16 protein-coding genes and 1 pseudogene are annotated in these 20,667 nt (G+C 36.9%); 8 read left to right on the forward strand and 9 right to left on the reverse strand.

Going from position 1 to position 20,667, the window contains the following annotated elements:
• Window positions 1–15: 15 nt before the first annotated feature.
• Window positions 16–2,073: a M3 family metallopeptidase gene (locus EJF25_RS05775; protein WP_125040443.1), complete on the reverse strand. Its 2,058-nt coding sequence runs from the start codon at window positions 2,071–2,073 to the stop codon at window positions 16–18.
• Between the two features lie 169 nt (window positions 2,074–2,242).
• Window positions 2,243–3,253 (reverse strand): type I glyceraldehyde-3-phosphate dehydrogenase, encoded by a 1,011-nt coding sequence (gene gap / locus EJF25_RS05780; protein ID WP_008759940.1) that lies wholly within the window; start codon window positions 3,251–3,253, stop codon window positions 2,243–2,245.
• Window positions 3,254–3,394: 141 nt separating this feature from the next.
• Between gap and mscL the strand changes: the two genes are divergently transcribed.
• Entirely contained in the window at window positions 3,395–3,838 is a 444-nt protein-coding gene (mscL, locus tag EJF25_RS05785) for a large-conductance mechanosensitive channel protein MscL (protein ID WP_125040444.1), read from the forward strand.
• Window positions 3,839–3,950: 112 nt separating this feature from the next.
• On the opposite strand, the gene EJF25_RS24840 is transcribed toward mscL, so the two are convergent.
• Window positions 3,951–4,661 (reverse strand): hypothetical protein, encoded by a 711-nt coding sequence (locus EJF25_RS24840; RefSeq protein ID WP_125040445.1) that lies wholly within the window; start codon window positions 4,659–4,661, stop codon window positions 3,951–3,953.
• A gap of 10 nt (window positions 4,662–4,671) precedes the next feature.
• Entirely contained in the window at window positions 4,672–5,481 is an 810-nt protein-coding gene (locus tag EJF25_RS05795; protein ID WP_125040446.1) for a hypothetical protein, read from the reverse strand.
• A 265-nt stretch (window positions 5,482–5,746) separates the two neighbouring features.
• Between EJF25_RS05795 and guaA the strand changes: the two genes are divergently transcribed.
• From guaA to EJF25_RS25495, 5 genes are all read left to right on the forward strand, one after another.
• The gene (gene guaA / locus EJF25_RS05800) at window positions 5,747–7,270 is read left to right on the forward strand and encodes a glutamine-hydrolyzing GMP synthase (RefSeq protein WP_125040447.1); all 1,524 of its coding nucleotides are present in this window, start codon (window positions 5,747–5,749) and stop codon (window positions 7,268–7,270) included.
• A gap of 198 nt (window positions 7,271–7,468) precedes the next feature.
• On the forward strand, window positions 7,469–8,500 hold the full coding sequence (locus tag EJF25_RS05805; protein ID WP_125040448.1) for a Gfo/Idh/MocA family protein: 1,032 nt from the start codon (window positions 7,469–7,471) through the stop codon (window positions 8,498–8,500).
• Between the two features lie 386 nt (window positions 8,501–8,886).
• Entirely contained in the window at window positions 8,887–9,207 is a 321-nt protein-coding gene (locus EJF25_RS05810) for a hypothetical protein (RefSeq protein ID WP_125040449.1), read from the forward strand.
• Complete coding sequence (locus tag EJF25_RS05815) at window positions 9,204–9,899, forward strand: hypothetical protein (protein ID WP_125040450.1); 696 nt, start codon at window positions 9,204–9,206, stop codon at window positions 9,897–9,899. Before EJF25_RS05810 ends, EJF25_RS05815 begins: the two co-directional genes overlap by 4 nt.
• Before the next feature lie 12 nt (window positions 9,900–9,911).
• Window positions 9,912–13,034, forward strand: coding sequence for an Ig-like domain-containing protein (locus tag EJF25_RS25495; RefSeq protein ID WP_235016737.1), 3,123 nt, complete (start codon window positions 9,912–9,914; stop codon window positions 13,032–13,034).
• Between the two features lie 430 nt (window positions 13,035–13,464).
• Here EJF25_RS25495 and EJF25_RS05830 read toward each other — a convergent pair.
• Window positions 13,465–14,085: pseudogene (locus EJF25_RS05830) on the reverse strand (HU family DNA-binding protein).
• Between the two features lie 341 nt (window positions 14,086–14,426).
• Between EJF25_RS05830 and EJF25_RS05835 the strand changes: the two are divergent.
• Window positions 14,427–16,520, forward strand: a complete 2,094-nt coding sequence (locus tag EJF25_RS05835; protein ID WP_125040451.1) for a BT4734/BF3469 family protein — start codon at window positions 14,427–14,429, stop codon at window positions 16,518–16,520.
• 124 nt (window positions 16,521–16,644) lie between these two features.
• Here the strand turns inward: EJF25_RS05835 and EJF25_RS05840 are convergent, their stop codons facing one another.
• The 3 genes from EJF25_RS05840 to EJF25_RS05850 all read right to left on the reverse strand — a co-directional run bounded on the left by EJF25_RS05840 (window position 16,645) and on the right by EJF25_RS05850 (window position 19,029).
• On the reverse strand, window positions 16,645–17,517 hold the full coding sequence (locus EJF25_RS05840) for a TlpA family protein disulfide reductase (RefSeq protein WP_125040452.1): 873 nt from the start codon (window positions 17,515–17,517) through the stop codon (window positions 16,645–16,647).
• Window positions 17,518–17,657: 140 nt separating this feature from the next.
• Complete coding sequence (locus EJF25_RS05845; RefSeq protein ID WP_125040453.1) at window positions 17,658–18,047, reverse strand: hypothetical protein; 390 nt, start codon at window positions 18,045–18,047, stop codon at window positions 17,658–17,660.
• A gap of 319 nt (window positions 18,048–18,366) precedes the next feature.
• Window positions 18,367–19,029: a Crp/Fnr family transcriptional regulator gene (locus EJF25_RS05850; RefSeq protein ID WP_125040454.1), complete on the reverse strand. Its 663-nt coding sequence runs from the start codon at window positions 19,027–19,029 to the stop codon at window positions 18,367–18,369.
• Window positions 19,030–19,166: 137 nt separating this feature from the next.
• On the opposite strand from EJF25_RS05850, the gene EJF25_RS05855 reads away from it, so the two are divergent.
• On the forward strand, window positions 19,167–19,766 hold the full coding sequence (locus tag EJF25_RS05855; protein ID WP_125040455.1) for a MarC family protein: 600 nt from the start codon (window positions 19,167–19,169) through the stop codon (window positions 19,764–19,766).
• Window positions 19,767–19,815: 49 nt separating this feature from the next.
• Here EJF25_RS05855 and EJF25_RS05860 read toward each other — a convergent pair whose 3' ends face one another.
• Window positions 19,816–20,493 carry a rhomboid family intramembrane serine protease gene (locus EJF25_RS05860; protein WP_125040456.1) on the reverse strand — a complete coding sequence of 226 codons (678 nt, stop codon included), beginning with the start codon at window positions 20,491–20,493 and terminating at the stop codon, window positions 19,816–19,818.
• Window positions 20,494–20,667: the final 174 nt, after the last annotated feature.

Below are 20,667 nucleotides of genomic sequence, written 5' to 3' on the forward strand. Positions count from 1 at the left end.
ATTTACTGTTTTTGTTTATTTGATTCCGTTTCTTTTTAATAAGGCATCTATGGTTGGTTCTTGTCCGCGGAAACGTTTGTAAAGGACCATCGGATGTTCAGTACCTCCCTTAGAAAGGATGTTATTGCGGAACGAGTCTGCTACTTCCCGATTGAATATGCCTTTCTGTTTGAATAGTGAGAAAGCGTCTGCATCCAGAACTTCCGCCCATTTATAGCTGTAGTATCCGGCTGAATACCCTCCGGCAAAGATATGTGAAAACTGAGTACTCATGCAGGTCTCGTTCACAACCGGTAGTATCTGTGCTTTCTTCCAGGCTTCTTGTTCGTACACTCTGACATCACCCTCGAAAGGTCTGTTGCGGGTATACCATGCCATATCGAGCAATCCGAAACTGACTTGTCTGAGACAAGCATACGCTACATTAAAATTAGAAGAGTTTACGATACGTTGTATCAGTTCGTCAGGAATTAACTCACCTGTCTGATAGTGCTTGGCAAATGTATGAAGAAACTCTTTTTCAATGGCAAAATTTTCCATAATCTGAGAAGGAAGTTCCACGAAATCCCAATATACATTGGTGCCGCTCAAACTTTGGTAAGTAGAGTTGGCAAACATACCATGCAAACTATGACCAAACTCATGCAGAAATGTTTCCACTTCATTAAAAGTAAGTAAAGCCGGTTTGTTTGCTGTCGGTTTGGTAAAATTCATTACGACAGAGATGTGCGGACAGCTGTTTTTACCTGTTTTCCGGTCGATCCATTGTTCCTTGTAACTTGTCATCCAGGCTCCGGCACGTTTCCCGGCACGTGGATGAAAATCCGTATATAGAACTGCCAAGTATTTTTCGTCTTTGTCAAATACTTCGTAAGCTTCAACTTCTTCGTGATAAACCGGAATGTCCGGATTCTTTTTAAAGGTGATTCCATATAGCCTCTCAGCTAAACCGAATACTCCTTTTTTCACCTGTTCCAGTTCGAAATAGGGACGGAGCATCTCTTCATTCAGCTTGAATTTCTTGTTTTTTAGTTTGTTTGAATAGTAACTCCAATCCCATGGCATTACAACAAAGTCGTCGCCTTGTTCCTGACGTGCAAGATCTTGTACCTCCTGGTATTCTTGTTGTGCAGTAGGAGTATAGGCTTCCAATAATTGATTCAATAATTTGTATACAGCATTACTGTTTTCTGCCATTCGCTTCTTTAACGTGTAATCTGCATAATTGTTATATCCCAGTAACTGGGCTATTTTCATACGGGTATTGGCTATCTTTCTTACGATATCGATATTGTTATATTCGTTATCGTGAGTACATTTGGTATTGTATGCTAAATAAAATTTGTGGCGTAATTCGCGATTGTCGGCATAAGTCATAAAAGGAACATAGCTCGGGGCATGAAGAGTGAATGCCCATCCTTCCTTTTCTTCACTTTTTGCAGTTTCAGCAGCAGTTTCCATAACGATCTCCGGTAATCCGGCAAGATCGGCTTTGTCCGTCAGTAACATTTGGTAATGGTTGGTTTCTTTCAAGTTGTTTTCGCTGAAAGAAAGTGTCAGCATACTCAATTCATTAGTAAGTTGTCGGTATTGTTCGCGGGCTTCACCTTCGAGATTGGCACCGTGGCGTACAAAGCTATCGTATATATCATCTAATAAACGACTTTGTTCCTGTGTCAGTTGCAAGTCATCTTTTTGGTTATAGACTTCTTTCAAGCGGTCGAATAGCTTTTCGTTTAGCGTGATATTATTGCTGTGCTCACTGAGCAACGGCATCACTTTTTGTGCCAGTGCTTGCAGTTCATCATTCGTTTCTGCGCTGAGCATATTGCTGAAAACAGTGGTAACTTTATCCAGTAACTTTCCGGATTGTTCGAAAGCTTCTACAGTGTTGGCAAAAGTTGCTTTCTCAGGATTCTGGATGATGGCTTCTATTTCTGCCTTTTGCTGATTGATTCCTTCAAGAATAGCAGGTTCGTAATGTTCCGTTTGGATACGATCGAACGGCACTGTTTCGTGCGGTGTCTGATATTGTTCGAAGAATGGATTTTGAGCGCTCAATATATTGTTCATGGTGCAAATTAGTATCAATGTTATTAATATTCTCTCCATAGAAATACAAAATTACTAATTTTGTGGGTTATTCAACTGATAATCTCTTGCTTTTTAACAATATATAAAGTGAAAATAAAAAAACCGCTACGGTTTTCCGTAGCGGTTTCGTATATGTTCAGCCTTCTAATTAAGCGTTTACTGATGCCATGTGAGCAATCAGGTCAAGAACTTTGTTAGAGTAACCGATTTCGTTGTCATACCAAGATACAACTTTAACGAAAGTATCAGTCAAAGCGATACCGGCTTTAGCGTCGAAGATAGAAGTACGAGTGTCACCCAAGAAGTCAGAAGAAACCACTGCATCTTCAGTGTAACCCAGAATACCTTTCAATTCACCTTCAGAAGCTTCTTTCATTGCAGCGCAGATTTCAGCGTAAGTAGCCGGTTTAGCCAAGTTTACTGTCAAGTCTACTACAGAAACGTCCAAAGTCGGAACACGCATAGACATACCAGTCAATTTACCGTTTAAAGCAGGAATTACTTTACCTACAGCTTTAGCAGCACCAGTAGAAGAAGGGATAATGTTACCAGAAGCAGCACGACCACCTCTCCAGTCTTTCATAGAAGGACCGTCAACTGTTTTCTGAGTAGCAGTTGTAGAGTGAACTGTAGTCATCAAACCGTCAAGGATACCGAACTTGTCGTTCAATACTTTAGCGATAGGAGCCAAACAGTTAGTAGTACAAGAAGCGTTAGATACGAATTGAGTACCTTTAACGTATGTTTTTTCGTTTACGCCGCAAACAAACATCGGAGTGTCATCTTTAGAAGGAGCTGACATTACAACATATTTTGCACCAGCTTCGATGTGAGCCTGAGCTTTGTCTTTGCTCAAGAACAAACCTGTAGATTCAACAACGTATTCAGCACCTACAGCATCCCATTTCAAATCAGCCGGGTTTCTTTCTGCAGTAATGCGGATTGCTTGACCGTTTACGATCAGTTTGCTGTTTTCAACATCTGCTTCGATAGTACCGTCAAATTGACCGTGCATTGTATCATACTTCAACATGTAAGCCAAGTAATCAACCGGGCAAAGATCATTGATACCTACGATTTGAATATCGTTTCTTTTCATTGCAGCACGGAAAACGAAACGTCCGATACGTCCGAATCCATTAATACCTACTTTAATCATTTTGTTTAAACTTTTAAGGGTTTTATAATATTTGTTCAAATATCTCTCGGCCTCCGCATTTGTTTTATTTTCAAATGCGGTGCAAAATTACAAAAATGTTTTTATATTCGCATATTAAATTCACATTAAATATTGAAAAAGATGGGAAAGAGTAAATTTTTGCAAGACTTTAAAGCGTTTGCTATGAAAGGAAACGTGATTGACATGGCTGTCGGTATCATTATCGGTGGTGCTTTTGGGAAAATTGTGTCGTCGTTGGTGGCGAATATTATCATGCCTCCAATTGGCTTACTAGTTGGTGGTGTGAACTTTACGGATCTGAAATGGGTGATGAAAGCGGCGGAAGTCGGAGCCGACGGGAAAGAGATTGCTCCTGCTGTAACTTTGGATTACGGGCAATTTTTGCAGGCGACTTTTGATTTCCTGATTATCGCTTTCTCTATATTCCTATTTATACGTTTGATTACCAACTTGATGGCAAAGAAACAAGAGGAAACTCCTGTTGCTCCTCCGGCACCACCTGAACCTACTAAAGAAGAGGTGTTGCTGACGGAAATTCGTGATTTGTTGAAAGAGAAAAAATAAATGATTAACAAGGAATAGGGTCAGATTTACTATATAGTTTCAGTAAGTCTGACCTTATTTTTGTTTGTGTATTCTATCTAAGTTGCTTTGGAACTAAAAATAGATAAAAAGTCTATTCAGTTTGAGAATAAAACTCCTTTAATTCTTTTGGATAGCTCTTTTCATTTAATACCCAATTGTCATTACGATATTTTATTGTTTTATAAAGCATATCCAGGTATTGTCTTTCATTATTTTTTCCCTTCTCGTTGAAAAAGCATTTAATAAACATAGGTGGTCTTTTTGCTTTGTAGATGTAAACTCCCGTGCAATAAGTGTATTTACCCTGATAAGCATTTGATATTGGTATTGGTGCAATAAAAACAGTATCTGCATTGAAAAGTTTTTTTGCATCTTTATCAGTAAATGTTTTTATGCTCTTTTTGATATCGGTGTCCAGATTTTTAGAGATTATACCTCGTTTGTTAGTTAAATCTAGGGCGGTATTTATATCATTTATCATTTGGTTTCGGGTTAATGTTTCATCTAAATGCAGGTTAATGCCTACTAAAGATACAATATCCGGATACATGATAAGGCAATTACTATCTTTTGATTGTAGCACGGTATGATAGAAAAAAGCTGATTTATGATTTTGAGATTCTGGTCCCCATACTGTAAAAGTCTTCAGGTCGATGAATCTTTTAGGCTTTTTCCATGTAATATCTAGATTTTTGGATATGAACTTTGCATAAGAGTCAAATGTATTCTTCTCGTTTTGTGCGGATAGTGACAATGCTATGAGAGAAAGAATGAATAAATGTATACTTCTTCGTTTTTTCATATTCTTGATGTTATAAATTATAAATGATGTCAGCATTAACTTCGCTTATGATATATGCATTTCCGATCTCAGAAATCATACATGCATTCATATTGCTGTTTTGATCATCTCGGTAAAGTACAAAGCCATTACTAATATTTATTATAATTACGGCATGTCCTGCATTGGGACTTAATTTTAGAACACCAAATATTCTTGTTGTTGTATCTCCACATTTGTATGAGGTAGGTAGGGTAGTTATTCGTCGTTTTGTGAAAAAATGATCTAATACTGAAGAAAGTGCGCTTCCAGGTACTCCTTCTTTGCCGAACTGACGCTCAATCCAATCTGTTACTTGTAAAAGAGGAAGAGGTTCTCCTAAATCTTTAGCTATTGCTATTATGGTTCTTGCTACACAGTCATTTTGAAGGGTATCACCTTGTTCCTTTTTTCTAGATTCGACTATAGCTTTTACGTACTGATTTCCGGATAATTTAATTCTTGCGTTCGTTGTGCTTTCAATTCTTTTAAAGAAAGTGAATAGCTTTTCTGATATATTAATTTGGCTACCAGAACTTTCGTTTATGTGAAATAAACCGTTCTTGGTATCAATACTGAGACGTTGAAATGCTTCACTTATAACTATTAAATCATTTTCTGATAGTTCAGAAGTGGATGTAGTGATGAGATCTGATTCTGGAGATAAAAAAGAAAAATTACTAAATCTATTAGTGTCCTCTTTTTCTTGGCATCCTCCTATAATAAACAAACAAAAAATAATGCTTATTGCCAAGGTAATATTGTAGAAATAAGCTTCTTTAATGTATTTAATTTCTTTCATAATACTCAATATCTAAGGGGAATGGTCAATCAGGCTGTTTTTACTAAGTATTGTAGGTATATTAACAGTTTGCTAATATATTAAGTATGCCTATTGCTTACCCTACGTTGTTTTTCTTTACATAGGCTTTGTTTTTTTGTATTATGCAAATATAATCAATTCTTCTTAATATAACCAATGATATACTTTTTCTTTTTATTATTCTGTCTGTTTGCGTACTTTTTTCTACTTTTGCAAATCATTTATTTAAAATCCAACCATTTATATGCAGGAAAAGATAATAATTCTTGATTTCGGTTCGCAGACAACACAGCTCATTGGGCGGCGTGTACGCGAATTGGATACGTATTGCGAAATTATTCCTTATAACAAATTTCCTAATGATGATCCTACCATCAAAGGAGTTATCCTCTCCGGAAGTCCCTTCTCGGTATACGATAAAGATGCTTTCAAAATTGATTTGAGCGAGATTCGTGGTAAATATCCGATTTTAGGTATCTGCTATGGTGCGCAGTTTATGGCTTATACTAATAGTGGAAAGGTTGAGCCGGCAGGTACACGTGAATATGGTCGTGCACATTTGGCCTCTTTCTGCAAAGATAATATCCTTTTCAAAGGAGTACGTGAGAATACACAAGTATGGATGAGTCATGGAGATACGATTACAGCGATCCCTGATAACTTTAAGAAGATAGCTTCTACTGATAAAGTGGAGATTGCTGCTTATCAGGTTGAGGGAGAAAATGTATGGGGGGTGCAATTCCATCCGGAAGTGTTCCATAGCGAAGATGGTACTCAGATTCTGAAGAATTTTGTTGTTGATGTTTGCGGTTGTAAACAAGACTGGTCTCCGGCTTCGTTTATTGAAAGTACAGTTGCCGAGTTGAAGGAGCAGTTGGGGGATGATAAAGTAGTGTTGGGGTTGAGTGGCGGAGTTGATTCTTCAGTTGCTGCTGTATTACTGAATCGTGCGATTGGTAAGAACTTGACTTGTATCTTCGTAGATCATGGAATGCTACGTAAGAATGAGTTCAAGAATGTGATGAATGACTATGAATGTCTGGGGCTGAATGTGATCGGTGTGGATGCTAGCGAAAAGTTCTTTGCTGAACTGGCTGGTGTGACAGAACCCGAAAATAAGCGTAAGATTATAGGTAAGGGCTTTATCGATGTATTTGATGAAGAAGCCCACAAAATAAAAGATGTGAAATGGCTGGCTCAAGGTACTATCTATCCGGATTGCATCGAATCATTGTCTATTACGGGAACAGTTATTAAAAGTCATCACAACGTAGGTGGTTTGCCGGAAAAGATGCATTTGAAACTTTGTGAGCCACTTCGTTTGTTGTTTAAAGATGAAGTTCGTCGTGTAGGTCGTGAATTGGGTATGCCGGAACATTTGATTACTCGCCATCCGTTCCCCGGACCGGGCTTAGCTGTACGTATCTTGGGGGACATCACTCCTGAAAAAGTACGTATTCTGCAAGATGCTGATGATATCTATATTCAGGGGTTGCGTGACTGGGGATTGTATGACCAGGTATGGCAAGCCGGTGTTATTCTGCTTCCGGTTCAATCTGTTGGTGTAATGGGAGACGAGCGTACTTACGAAAGAGCAGTAGCATTGCGTGCCGTTACTTCTACTGATGCGATGACTGCTGATTGGGCACATTTACCTTACGAATTTCTTGGTAAAGTATCGAATGATATCATCAATAAGGTAAAAGGTGTGAACCGCGTTACCTATGATATCAGTTCCAAACCACCGGCAACGATTGAGTGGGAATAAATCTGGATGTTTTTTAATTATGCAATTACCGTAAATGCTCATTGACAATTTGATATAAAGTAGTTTATTGGTGTTGCAGATGTCATTATAAATGTGTTGCGGATATTTTATCTGCAACACATTTTTTTTCAAAGTTTACTTTATATCGCTAACATCTGCGATTAATGTTGCGGATATTAAATGACAATCAACAAGATTATGGAAAAGAAAATACGTTTTGGAGTAGTCGGTACAAATACTATTACCGATAAGGTAATTGCCGGTGCCCGGCAAGATAGTCGGTTTGAGTTAGTGGCTGTATGCTCACGCACACAAGAAAGAGCGAATTCGTTTGCTGCAAAACACCATATCCCATACACTTTTACTTCATTGGAGGATATGGCAAGAAGTTCGCTGATCGATGCCGTATATATTGCAACTCCTACCTATATGCATGCCTCTCAAAGTATCTTGTGTATGCGTTATGGAAAACATGTATTATGTGAAAAACCTCTAGCTTCGAATGCAGTTGAGGTTGAGGCTATGATTGCAGCCTCACATAAATATGGTGTGACGTTGATGGAAGCTATGATAGCAACTGTGAATCCAAATTTTCGTATCGTAAAAGAGTATTTGAAAAAAATAGGAACCATCCGCCGTTATTTTGCATGTTATTGCCAGTATTCTTCCCGATATGATAAATTCAAAGAAGGAATTGTTCTGAATGCGTTCAAACCTGAATTGTCGAATGGTGCAGTAATGGATATTGGAATTTATACTATTTATCCAATGGTGGCATTGTTCGGACGTCCTCATAAGATTGATACGAGTGGTATTGTACTTTCGACCGGTGTAGACGGGCAGGGGGCTGTCAATTTCCAATATGAGGGAATGAATGCAACTGTGCTGTATTCAAAAATAGCAGATTCTTTCCTTCCTACAGAAATTGAAGGTGAAGAAGGTAATTTACTTCTAGATAAAATTCAGACCATACAAGAAGTTACATATTTGCCGCGCCAAACTGCTATATTGGACAGAGGAACAACTATAGTCCCTGAATCGATAGGTGTCCAATTGGACAGAGATAAATATTTCTATGAAGTGGAAGAGTTTATAAATTTGATAGAGCAAGGCAGACTTGAATCTGAAATAAACAGCCACAACCATTCACTTATCTCGTTAGAGATCATCGATGAGATACGCAGACAAATGGGTGTGGTTTATCCGGCGGACAAAGAACCAAGATTATGATATCGGGCAACTGCTTAGTGAATTCAATATCATCTCTCTTAACACTTCCTTGTACATATAGCTTATGATAATAAAACAATTTCAAATATATCTTGTAAAAAACAGTGATTAATACTTGTCATTCTAACAGTCTGAATTGTGTCTGAATGGATATACTTTTCTTTATTCATTGCTTTATTTTTCAATTTTAATCAATAGTAATACTTGATTATTGTTTTCTTATTGCAAATATTGTTTGAAATGTTTGCAGTATTCAATATTTTTACATGCTTTCGTGTTGTATCTCAATTGATTCCATTTTCTATATATCTCTAAAGGCATTTATTAGACTTAGTTTACAGTTACTAAAATATAATATTGTTTAACCATATAAAATCAAATGCTTTATGAAAACAGAAACTAAATTAAAACTATTTCCTTCATTTCTTTTATTAATGCTATTTTCTTGCAAAGATGTAGAAATTGTAGAAGAACAACCCAAAGTTATAACTACAGTATCTACAACTAGGGCAGTTGATACTACTTCTGATGAGTACAAACATCAAAGTCAGTCTAATGTTGAAAATATGCTAATGGACCAGATCATTTATCAAGACTCGGTTTATATACTGAATCTAAGTGCGGAAGAAGCTGCGGATCTGAATATTCCGGATAGCTTATATAATGTCTATACTCAATTAGTAAATGAATTAAATACACTACAATGAAAATCAAATATTCTATATTTATTCTGATTATCTTTTTTACTACGACGTTTAGCAAGTGTGAAAAAGAAGCTTATGATGAGCTATTTAAAAATAAAAGTTTTGTGGAATGCTATATTAATGGTGAATTTGTTAGAAGTGAAGGATTGAGTAAAGCTTTTGAAGTTCCGCCGACATTTCACATGAATTATTCATATAGTTCTAAAGATGATATCTTTACTTTTAATATTAGTAAATATATGGATTCCAAAGATGGTAAACGATTTGATCTCAAAATATCTTTTGCTCAGAAAAAATTACCAATAATAGGAGAAAAGTATTACTTCAGAAAAGAAGTTGATAATACAAAGATCTATGGTTTTGAAGATGATTTTTACGTTGCAACAGTTGGAGCTGATCCTTATCTCTATCAATGTGCAGACACTTCTTTGATACCTAAAGAAATTAGAAAAAAAAGGATAACGTTAAGAACGAATACTACAACTAGTGGCTATATTGAATTTACTAAAATAGATGTCAATAAAAACGAATTGACGGGTTTGTTTGAGTTTGAGGCATCAGGTGTAAGCAAGGATGTACCCGAAGCTACATATAAGGCATCAGTAACTAATGGCAAATTTGAAGCTCTATTAGTAGAAAAAGATAGGACTTATTACGGAAAGGAATTCTTATTTGATACTGACATTATATATTAAATTACCACACTTATGAGAAATATTATATTTTTTATATGCTGCCTCGTATCTTTTCCGATATGGGCGCAATCGGTAGAGGATAATCCAGAAGTAAGAAGCTGGTTAGATAAAATGTTCCAACATCTTGATAAGACTAAAGTTCCCCATGGTTTATTGCGTGATTATGCTTTCGAATTGGCTGATCTGGATATATATAATGGTAAAGAACTTAATGATAGCAATTATGTAAATAAAGTCGGTTATGAGAATCTATTGAGAACTATCCGTTCTTCTGCTGTAGGAATAAAACCTTTTGATGCTGAAGAAGTATTAGCAGCACAATATGCCCTTAATGAAAAAGGTAAAGGTGTTATGGGAATTGTTCTGTATCAATATTCATATATTAAGGAAGATGCTTTAACCAATAACCTTATTAGATATGAAAATGAGCAGGTATTCGATAATGTAATCAATGGCGTTTGGCAAAATCCTTATGCTACAGGATATACATTAGGATTTTCTGTTCAAGATAGCACATTATATGGTAGTACCATTACCTATTCTTTCCCTGCTACTATTTGGAAGAGCAATATTACAGCAAGTAGTGTTGAGTTTGATGCAGATGACGGTAGAGGTTATATACTTATAACAAAAGGAGGAAGTCATTCTGTAACTTATAGTAGTGGTGGAGTCAAACATTTGAAAATGAGAGCAAAACTTTCGAATGGTTACTGTTTATATAGCCACAGCTTGGCGAAAATCATTTCTGATGCAGAAATTTCAACGAGAGCAATAAAAGATGGTGTGATAGAACCTGATGAAACGAAAGATTTTGAGGTAACCTTACCCTATAATGGTATAATAACCAAAGGACGAATCTCCTATTTATTTGCTGCAAACACCGAAAAAAAGATAAAGAAACCTTTTATTATTATGGAAGGATTTGACCCTATCGAACTTGTGAAAAAGGAAGAAGCATACCGCGGAGATATAAAATATGGGACTACCAATTTAAAAACATTTGTAACATATATGCAAGATAGATATTCTGCATACTATAAACTTACAAGTGAATACGACATTATTTATATTGATTTATTTGACTGTAAATGTAGTATTCAGGCAAATGCAAGATTGTTTGAACGTGCTATGGAAATAATAAATGAGAGGAAAATTCAAGAAGGTTGTACGGAGAAGAACATCGTTTTTGCTCAAAGTATGGGAGGCCTAATTGCTAGATATGGATTAAAGGAGATGGAGAACCAAGGCAAAATTCACGATACCTCTCTCTTGTTTTTCCAGGATACTCCGCATCTTGGTGCTCATATTCCCATAGGTATATTGCAAGGAATGAATGGCCTTTTAAGTTTTTATTATGAGAATAAAATCTTTGGGAGATTGGATTTTGGTGATGTTAAGTCGAAGTTAGCTCCGATTCTTTATAGTGATGCCGCCAAACAAATGCTTATCAATTTTGTAAATAGCAATGGCGATGTTGATAATTCAGTCCACAATGCGTGGCAGCGCGAGCTATCTCAGATAGGATATCCGCAAGGAGACAATGGTTATAAAATGAGGATTGTAAGTATTAGTAATGGACAGACTCCCGTTGTAACAGTTAGTAATCCTAAGTCTTACATTTATGTGGACGGTAATGCGTCTACATCATTTTTAGGTGAGTTTTTGCTTAAGGCTTTCACGCCTTTCATGCTAATGCCAGGCTTGATTTTTGATGATTGGAGAATATTTGTTTTAGGAGGGCTTCCGGGAAGCTCCACTCTTGATGTACATTTTGAAGCAAATTCTCCTTCTGGAACGAACCCTATCTGTTATATGCGTCTCCGTTATGTTAAGAAATTTTTGTGGATTATAAAAATAGGAAGGACTATTTTTTCATATCAAAAATCCTATCCTTCTAACATGATGCGTTATGATTATATGCCAGGCTCATACTACGCAGTACCGGGTCAGGATTCTGGGACCAAAGATGATAGTGGCGATATTATGGAGATCTTTGGAAAATACAACTTGAAAACTTCATTTAATAACAAGATGATGTTTATTCCCACAGTTAGTTCGCTAGATATTGGTGAAGGTAAAATTGATCTTACGCAAAGTGATTATGAAAAAAAATACCTGATGGATTTTCCGCCTCAGGCTCCAAAACATACACCGTTTGATGCCTTTTATATTACGGATGGTTCGACATATCATACATCATTTGAACCAACCATGCTCGATTGGTTAATGGAACAAATGAAGGTGAAAATAGATGGTCCCAATGTAGCTACAAACGGAAGTAAATACGTGATCAGAAATAACACTCAAAATTATGCAATAAATTGGAATAGCTCTGATGAATCGGTGGCTACTATTGATAATACGGGTACACTGACAATGAAGAAGCATGGAATTATTACTATTACTGCAAATTGTGTAATTAATAACATAACGACTAAGTTCCATAAAGAAGTTATGGTCGGTTTCCCGCCATTTGTGCTTGAATGGTCTATTGATGGTATATATGTAGTGAAGGCCAGATGTATTGATCCGAAAGCAGAACCATTCTTAAAATACCTTCAATATGAATGGAAACTAAAAGGAGAAAGTGGGCAAAGTACTAGTCCGGACTGGTTTCTAACTGCAGATCCTGAAAGGCAAGTTAATGCATTGGAAAGAGCTAATAAAGTAACTATATACATGAGGCCTATAAATGCAGAAGGTATAAAAGGTGATCCTCTTTTTATGAGTTTTGATGCTACTGCTCCTTATCTATTTGAACCAAGGGATGTATACTATGTATATGGCTCAGATTTATCTGTAAATTATAAATTAGAATTTTACCCAAATCCTTTATACGAAAACCAAGAGGCTTTAGCAAATAATGAACTATTTAAAACCGTTGAAATTTTTTCGAAAGAAAATGGTAGCTCTAGAGAAAACCGAATCTATTTAGATGCACCAGCGATTAGTGGAAGTATTCTTTTGGACGACTTTTGGCAAGAAAGCCGCTTTTCCAATTGGTATAGATCTTGTTCACAAAATCATGGTTCTACACTAAACCAAGATTTATCGGCAGTATTGAGATTTATGAATAAAGATGGCAAAATGATTACGATAAGAGTGTTGCGTTGTGTGTATAAGAAATCAAGATAGTATTTTCTATAAGGACATATATTAGGGACTGACTAAAATGCGGGAACTCTTTGTTTCTTTATGGTAACTATTAAGAGGAAACAATTTACTTTTCTCCCTCTTTTGGTTAGCCCCTAATTAAACTTTAATCGGGTTGTAAGTGCCAAGTGGATATAATGTGAGAGTAATATGTCATTAATTCTTGGATGTAATGGTGCTTGGTATGGTCTTAACAAGTATTGGCAATGCACTTCTAGCCGCTGATTAGTCTGTATTTTATTATATGGACTGACTGTCTTGGATTATAACACCAGTATTCAAGAACTGAATTCAAATTATATCACTTTTTGCCCTCATGCCCTCACTAACTGCTGCAACCTCTTTGTTCATCGGAGTTACAGCAGTTAGAGCAACGATGGTAGCAGAGTGGTAGCAACCTTTTGCCCTCACTCTATATTGCCCCGTAATATCCACTTTCCGGTACATAAATAGGTTGCATCACACCACCTTCATTTTTCAGCTTTCCTTCTTCGCGCAAACGCCGGATGTGGCGCATAGCCGTACTTCTGGCCATTCCACAAAGGCTTTGAAAGTCGCATCTCCGCATGAATTGATGCGTTTTGAAATATTTAGTGAGTCGTTGGTCAATCTCTTCGTTTGTCAGTTGTTTGAAATTCAATGCTCCTTTGAGCGATTTTGCTTTTAGAATACCGAATTCGTTTTTCAATGTTTAGTCTGCGCGGAACTGGATAGCTTTTAGCTTCACTTTCGTTGATTTCCGTTTGGTGCTAACAGTTACAGGTTCCGCGCAGGTCAGACAGGGGCGAAAATAACCTATACCGTCTAGATGTACTTGTTTTCCATCTGCCAATTCCTGTCCTAGGATGTGCGAAAGAGCATCAAGTACAGCGATAACGTCGGTTTCAGTCAGCGAACAACGTTCTTGAATTCGGCGGCGTATTATATCAGTCCCTACAGAGCCGTTGTATTTAATACGCGGATGCAGTGTTTTTTCTTTTTGCTCTTTGTCCGACGGTCTCGGATCTTCATACCAATCAAATAATATAGCCATGGTTCTATGTCTTAAAGTTACGATTCTTATTCTGTTTTTTCTTGTTATAGAAAGTGTGAACTACTAATGTTTTATTTGCAAACTATAGTTCTTCTATAATAGCTCACTATTGTGAATCAAATTGTTTACAGCTGTGAATAAATTTATTTACGGACGTTAGCTTATTTGTTTACGGCTGTAAGCTCTTATCAATTATTTAGCAAAGATACATAAACAATAGGTACAGTGCAAATAAAATGCGGGTATTTATCGCAAGAAAAGCTTGTGTTCTGGGAATTAATAGTGTACCTTTACGGGAATTAAATAACAAATTATAATAGTAGAAAAATAGACAAATTAAAATGAAAATTTCTTTAATCAGACGAGATGGCGCGAATGGAAAAGAGGCTCTTAGCGTATGTGAAGCCGGTGTATTGTTCGACAAGATGAAGACGGAAACTAAACCGGGATATATCACGGCTTTGCGGGAACTGATACCGATGTTGGAGGGCACGTATGCCCAGTATGAACATATAGATAAATTGCCGTATATTTATCCTGCTATGGAATATGCCCGTATCAAAGGAGGTGAACGAAGAATGAAACAGTATAACGGACTGGTACAGTTGGAGGTAAACCGATTGACTGGCTTGTCCGAAATGGAATTTGTAAAGCGTCAGGCGGCACTGCTACCCCAAACTTTTGCTGCATTTTGCGGTTCTAGTGGCCGTAGTGTGAAGATATGGGTACGTTTTGCATTGCCGGATGACCGAGGACTACCTGTGAAAGAAGCAGAGGCAACACTGTTTCATGCCCATGCCTATTTGCTGGCTGTGAAATGTTATCAACCAATGCTCCCTTACGACATTGATTTAAAAGAACCGGTACTGACGCAAAAGTGTCGTATGACATTGGACGAAAGTCCTTATTATAATCCCGATGCAGTGCCGTTCTGTCTGGAACAGCCCTTAACAATGCCGGGGGAAGAAACATTCCGGCAACGGAAACAGGGAGAGAAGAATCTTTTATTGCGGTTGAAACCGGGATATGAATCTGCTAAAACTTTTACGAAGATTTACGAAGCTGCATTAAACCGATCGCTTCAGGAAATGGAGAACTGGAAACGTGGTGATGACTTGCAACCTTTATTAGTACACCTTGCTGAACATTGTTTTAAAGCTGGTATACCCGAGGAGGAAGCTGTGCGTCAGACGCTTATCCATTATTATAGCGAGGAAGATACACTACTGATACGCCCGGCATTTCATAATCTTTATCAGGAGTGCAAAGGTTTCGGGCGGAAAAGCAGCGTGGGTAGGGAGCAGGAAACGGCTTTTCTGTTGGAGGAGTTTATGAACCGCCGTTATGAATTCCGTTACAACACAGTGTTGGATGATTTGGAATATCGCCAACGTGATTCCGTTCATTTCTACTTTAAGGCTGTAGATAAGCGGGTGCGCAACAGTATTTCTATCTGTGCTTTAAAAGAAGGTATCAATGCATGGGACCGTGATGTAGACCGTTTCCTGAATTCGGAATTTGTCCCTTTGTACAATCCTGTAGAAGAATATCTTTATGATGTCGGTCGTTGGGACGGCAAAGACCGCATTCGTGCCTTGGCAGATTTGGTTCCCTGCACTAATCCATATTGGAGGGAGTTATTCTATCGTTGGTTTCTCAGTATGGTGGCTCATTGGAGAGGAATGGATCGACAACATGGCAACAGTACTTCACCTCTGCTTGTCGGTGCGCAAGGTTATCGCAAATCAACGTTTTGTCGTATGATTTTGCCACCGGAATTACGTTTCGGTTATACGGATAGCATTGATTTCAAGAGTAAGCAAGAAGCGGAACGTTATTTGGGACGTTTTTTCCTGATTAACATCGATGAGTTCGACCAGGTTAATGTCAGTCAGCAGGGCTTCCTGAAACATTTATTGCAAAAACCTGTTGCTAACTTGCGTAAGCCTCATGGTAATACTATCCGGGAGATACGTCGTTATGCCTCTTTCATCGGTACCAGTAATCAGAAAGATTTGCTAACCGATCCTAGTGGAAGCCGCCGTTTTATTTGTATTGAGGTGATAGCTCCTATCAAAACCAACACTACTATAAACTACAAGCAGCTCTATGCCCAAGCGATGGAGGCTGTTTCTAAAGGTGAGCGTTATTGGTTGGATGATGAAGACGAGAAGATATTAAAGCAGACAAACCGCGAATTTGAGCAGATGAGTCCATTGGAGCAATTGTTTCATTGCTTTCTCCGTCTGACCGAAGAAGAGGGGGATGGTGAATGGATGACATCCATGCAAATATTAAACTATTTGCAGACGAGGACACGTGATAAGTTGGCTATCAATAAGGTAGCGGTATTCGGCCGAACACTTCAGAAGTTAAATATCCCTTGTCGGAAGTCTAGCAAAGGGACGCTTTATCATTTGATGAAAGTGGAATGAATGAGGTACAGAGTGAGGGCAAACAGTTGCTCTCACTCTGCTACCATCAGATCTCTCATCGCTGAAACTGCGATGAATAGGGGAGTTGGTGAGGAAAGTGAGAGCGTGAGGGCAATGAGGCTCATTATTCATAGGAGCGAAAGTTTCCAGAACTGGGAAAACTAATATTGTTTCTCTTCAATATTCCATCCTTTCCAATAAGTACAAAGTGTGGGATATGTATCACATTGATGTATTTTGCATATGTGGAACTAAAGTCTCCCGAAACGATATATGCCTTTTTAACAATGTCCAGTTCTGTTGCTTTAATCTTTGCTTTCTTAAAATCTTTGGTTTTATCCAGTGACAGATAAACAAAAACGTTACCTCTATTTTCTAACTCTTGAGTATTTTGCTTTCCCTCTCTAATTTCTCGTGCACAAGGTCCACACCATGAAGCCCAATTATCCAATACGATTTGCTTTCCTTTATGCTTATCCAGCAATTCTTGGAAAGTAATAATTGTACTATCTGAAAGGTTTGTCAATTGTACTTTTAGCACTTCTTCCGGGAAAGGCTCAGTATATTTTTTGTACTGCTCACGGGCGAAAAGTATAAAGTCATTATATTCCTTTTCCATTTTGCCGGAATACAAAGCAAACCATTCATCCATATCCGGATGGTTCATCTTTTTTCTAGCATACCGCATACAATAATCATTATACTTATTTACTAAAAGATAGTTTCTTAATTCCCCGCCAAAATATTTGTTGATCGTATCTGTTGTCGCCATTAGTGGATGCTCCGATTCTATATTATCAGTAAGGAGGTTGGATAAACATTTAATGCCAGAAGTAAAGCCACCATCTTCCATTAATAAAGAAGAATTATTCGTAATCTTTCCCTTAAAGAATTTATCTTTCAATTTTAGAATATCCACATGAGTTAGCTTTTCATCAGCTTTGGAGTTTGGATAATTCAATCGCTCAAAGAATTGTGCAATTTCTTCATTCAGCATTATATTTTTAAGGAGAGGCGAGGTTACTTGTTCTTCGATTATTCTCGTATTGACAACATACGCACTATCTAGCTTCTGAATATATTCTTTTAGTGACTTTTTGAATTGCCTTGAGAGCTCATTTCTATTGAAAGCCTCATTTATTCAGCATACTTGTTATAATTCTCTTCATTCTTCCCATAAAATTTAGCATCGTAGAGTCCATATTTCTCACTGGGAGGTGTGAGAATCACATTTATCGTATCTCCCGGTATCAAGATAAGTGTTTGATTTCTACGCCATAGTCCAGAAAATAATTGAGGTTCGGAAATATTATCGATTTTCATTACATATGTACTGTCTGTAGTTCTTTCTATATTTCCTACCTTCTGACTTTTATAAAAATCTACAATTCGGATTTTAGATGATTTGTGAATTGATAAATCAAAACCGCTATTGGATTTGTCTAAGACATTTATGACTACTTCATTCTGTGCTCTTACTGATGAGAATAGAATTACTACAATTGAAAATATGCATAGTTTTTTCATCTATACTGATTTAATGGAACGATGTGACAATGTATAACAAAAAAGTTGAATTTGCAAGTAAAAAAGGGAAAATATGATTTGTGTATGATTGGGGATGCTGTTTATTGCTATTATTTAAAAATGGACTTTACTTGCGTTGTTTGATTGATTGTCAGAACGTTTGCTAATCGCAATTAGATTTTGAAATATAGCGTGTAAGTAGTAGATAAACAGGGCGTTAAGTGGGTAATCGCTCCTGGTTTAAAGTGTTTGCTATTTTAGGATTAGATTACCCAATAATATATTATAAAGTTACACGAATATCATAATATAAGAGAGTTTAGAGCAACTTCTGTGCATCCGGAATAAGAATCTCTTTTCTGTGCAACTCTATTAAACCGCAATCCTGTAATTCATTCAGTGTTTTAGAAATATTGAGTCGCGTATCATCTAAGCAGCGTGCCAAATCATCCATCTTCACTTTAAAAATCTTTTCGCCTTGTGGCTTTTCACAATGTGACAGGAAGAAACGATTGATTTTACTTTTTAGATCCGGTGTTGGCTCTTCCCATAAACGAGCATAAAGGTTTTGAGCACGGTTGCTGATAATGTTCATATAGTTGAGACGAAAAATCTCATATTTGAATAAGTCATTTAGCACAAAGGCTTTGCTGATATTGACAGAATGTACTTCGGTTTTAGCTACATAAGAAGATTTATAAGTCGTACTCATACCAAACAAAGACTGTGTCTCGATCAGATAAGGAGCTTCCACTTGTTCTATTACTGTATATATATCATCTTTTGCCGTTGTAATTATAGAAATCTCACCCTTTAACAGAAAACAGAGTTGTTTGCAAGGACTACCACTCTCTATAATTGTTTCCCCAGCTTTATGTTTGATAAAAAGCAATTTGACCTTATCCAATATACTAGTAAAGTCTTCATGACAAAGACCTTGAAATAAAGGTAATTGGAGTAAAGTATCGAACATTGTTTCCATGAGCTAAAATCTTTTGTTAATTTCACAAATTTACTCATAATACGATATTGCTAATCTCATCTGACCTTACTTTTTGTTTTTTTTATTGTTTGAAAGCCTAAAAATAGAGTATATTTGCAATAAAAAAGGAGGATATTATGCTTGCAGGCTTTAATTGGCAGCAAATGTTCAGTGCATTTATTGCACTTTTTGCTGTAATAGATATTATTGGTTCTATACCTATTATCATAAACTTGAAAGAGAAAGGCAAGGGAGTGAATGCAATGAAGGCTACTATAATCTCTTTTGTCTTATTGATAGGGTTCTTTTATGCAGGAGATATGTTATTGAAGCTTTTTCGGGTAGATATTGAATCATTTGCGGTTGCAGGTGCATTTGTTATTTTTCTTTTATCTCTGGAGATGATTCTGGACATTGAGATTTTTAAGAATCAGGGGCCTATTAAGGAAGCTACTTTGGTGCCACTTGTTTTCCCCTTATTGGCAGGTGCCGGTGCGTTTACTATGTTACTTTCCCTTAGAGCAGAATATGCTGATATCAACATAATTATTGCCTTGATACTAAATATGATATGGGTTTATTTTGTGGTAAGTATGACCGGACGGGTAGAACGCTTTTTGGGTAAAGGCGGTATTTATATTATTCGTAAGTTTTTTGGGATTATTCTTTTAGCTATTGCTGTAAGACTATTTACTGCAAATATTACCTTATTAATAGCAGCGTTGCAAAAACATTGATTAAAATATGAATATTCGGCAAGTCTATAGTGTACAAGATGGTATCTGACTATAGGCTTTCCGTATCTTCTTTATCATTTTTTTCTGTTTCTTCCTCAAAGCTTTCTTTTTCAAGATCCTCTTCCTCAATTTCATTTTCATCTGCAAAAGGATCCGGACGTTGAGGTCCATAGTTTATAAAGGCAAATGCACAGAGGGCTCCCATAATACCACCACTGAGATGTCCTTCCCACGACATATTGGCGGGAGAAAAATAAGGAAACATATGCCACACAATTCCTCCGTATAGAAATGTGACTAATAAAGATATGGCAATTAGTGGAACATATTTGCGAAGAATACCACTGAAAAAGAGAAAAAAGGCAAGACCGTAAACCAGCCCACTCGCACCAATATGCCAACCCGGTTTACCAATGAAGAACGTGAGTATTCCGCTACCAAGCCAGATAAGTATGAAAATTCTACCGGATATTTCACGGTAAAAGTAAAATAAACACCATGATAAAAAGAATAAAGGGAGGGTATTTGCTAATAAATGACTGAAACCGCTGTGTATCAATGGGTGAGTTAGAATACCTATTACTCCCCTTTTCTCCATAGGATAAACTCCCAGATGAGAGAAGTCCCAACCCATTCCTACTTCAATCGTTTTAAGTAAGTAAAGGATAAAAATAAGGAACAAAGATCTGGCTGCAGCTAGCATGATACGCTGAATGTCCTGCTTCATTACATTCTTTTCTTTAGATATTTTACGCAATACTACGAATATTTACACAAAATCTGAAAATAAAAAGCCTTTTTATTTTTGTTTTTATCTATAATTTGTACATTTGGGCATTATACCTATGTAGACAGTGCTCTGAGCGGTGTTTATATAACTATAGACCAAATAATTAACCTT

This window comes from Bacteroides faecalis (assembly GCF_003865075.1).
Taxonomy (GTDB): domain Bacteria; phylum Bacteroidota; class Bacteroidia; order Bacteroidales; family Bacteroidaceae; genus Bacteroides; species Bacteroides faecalis.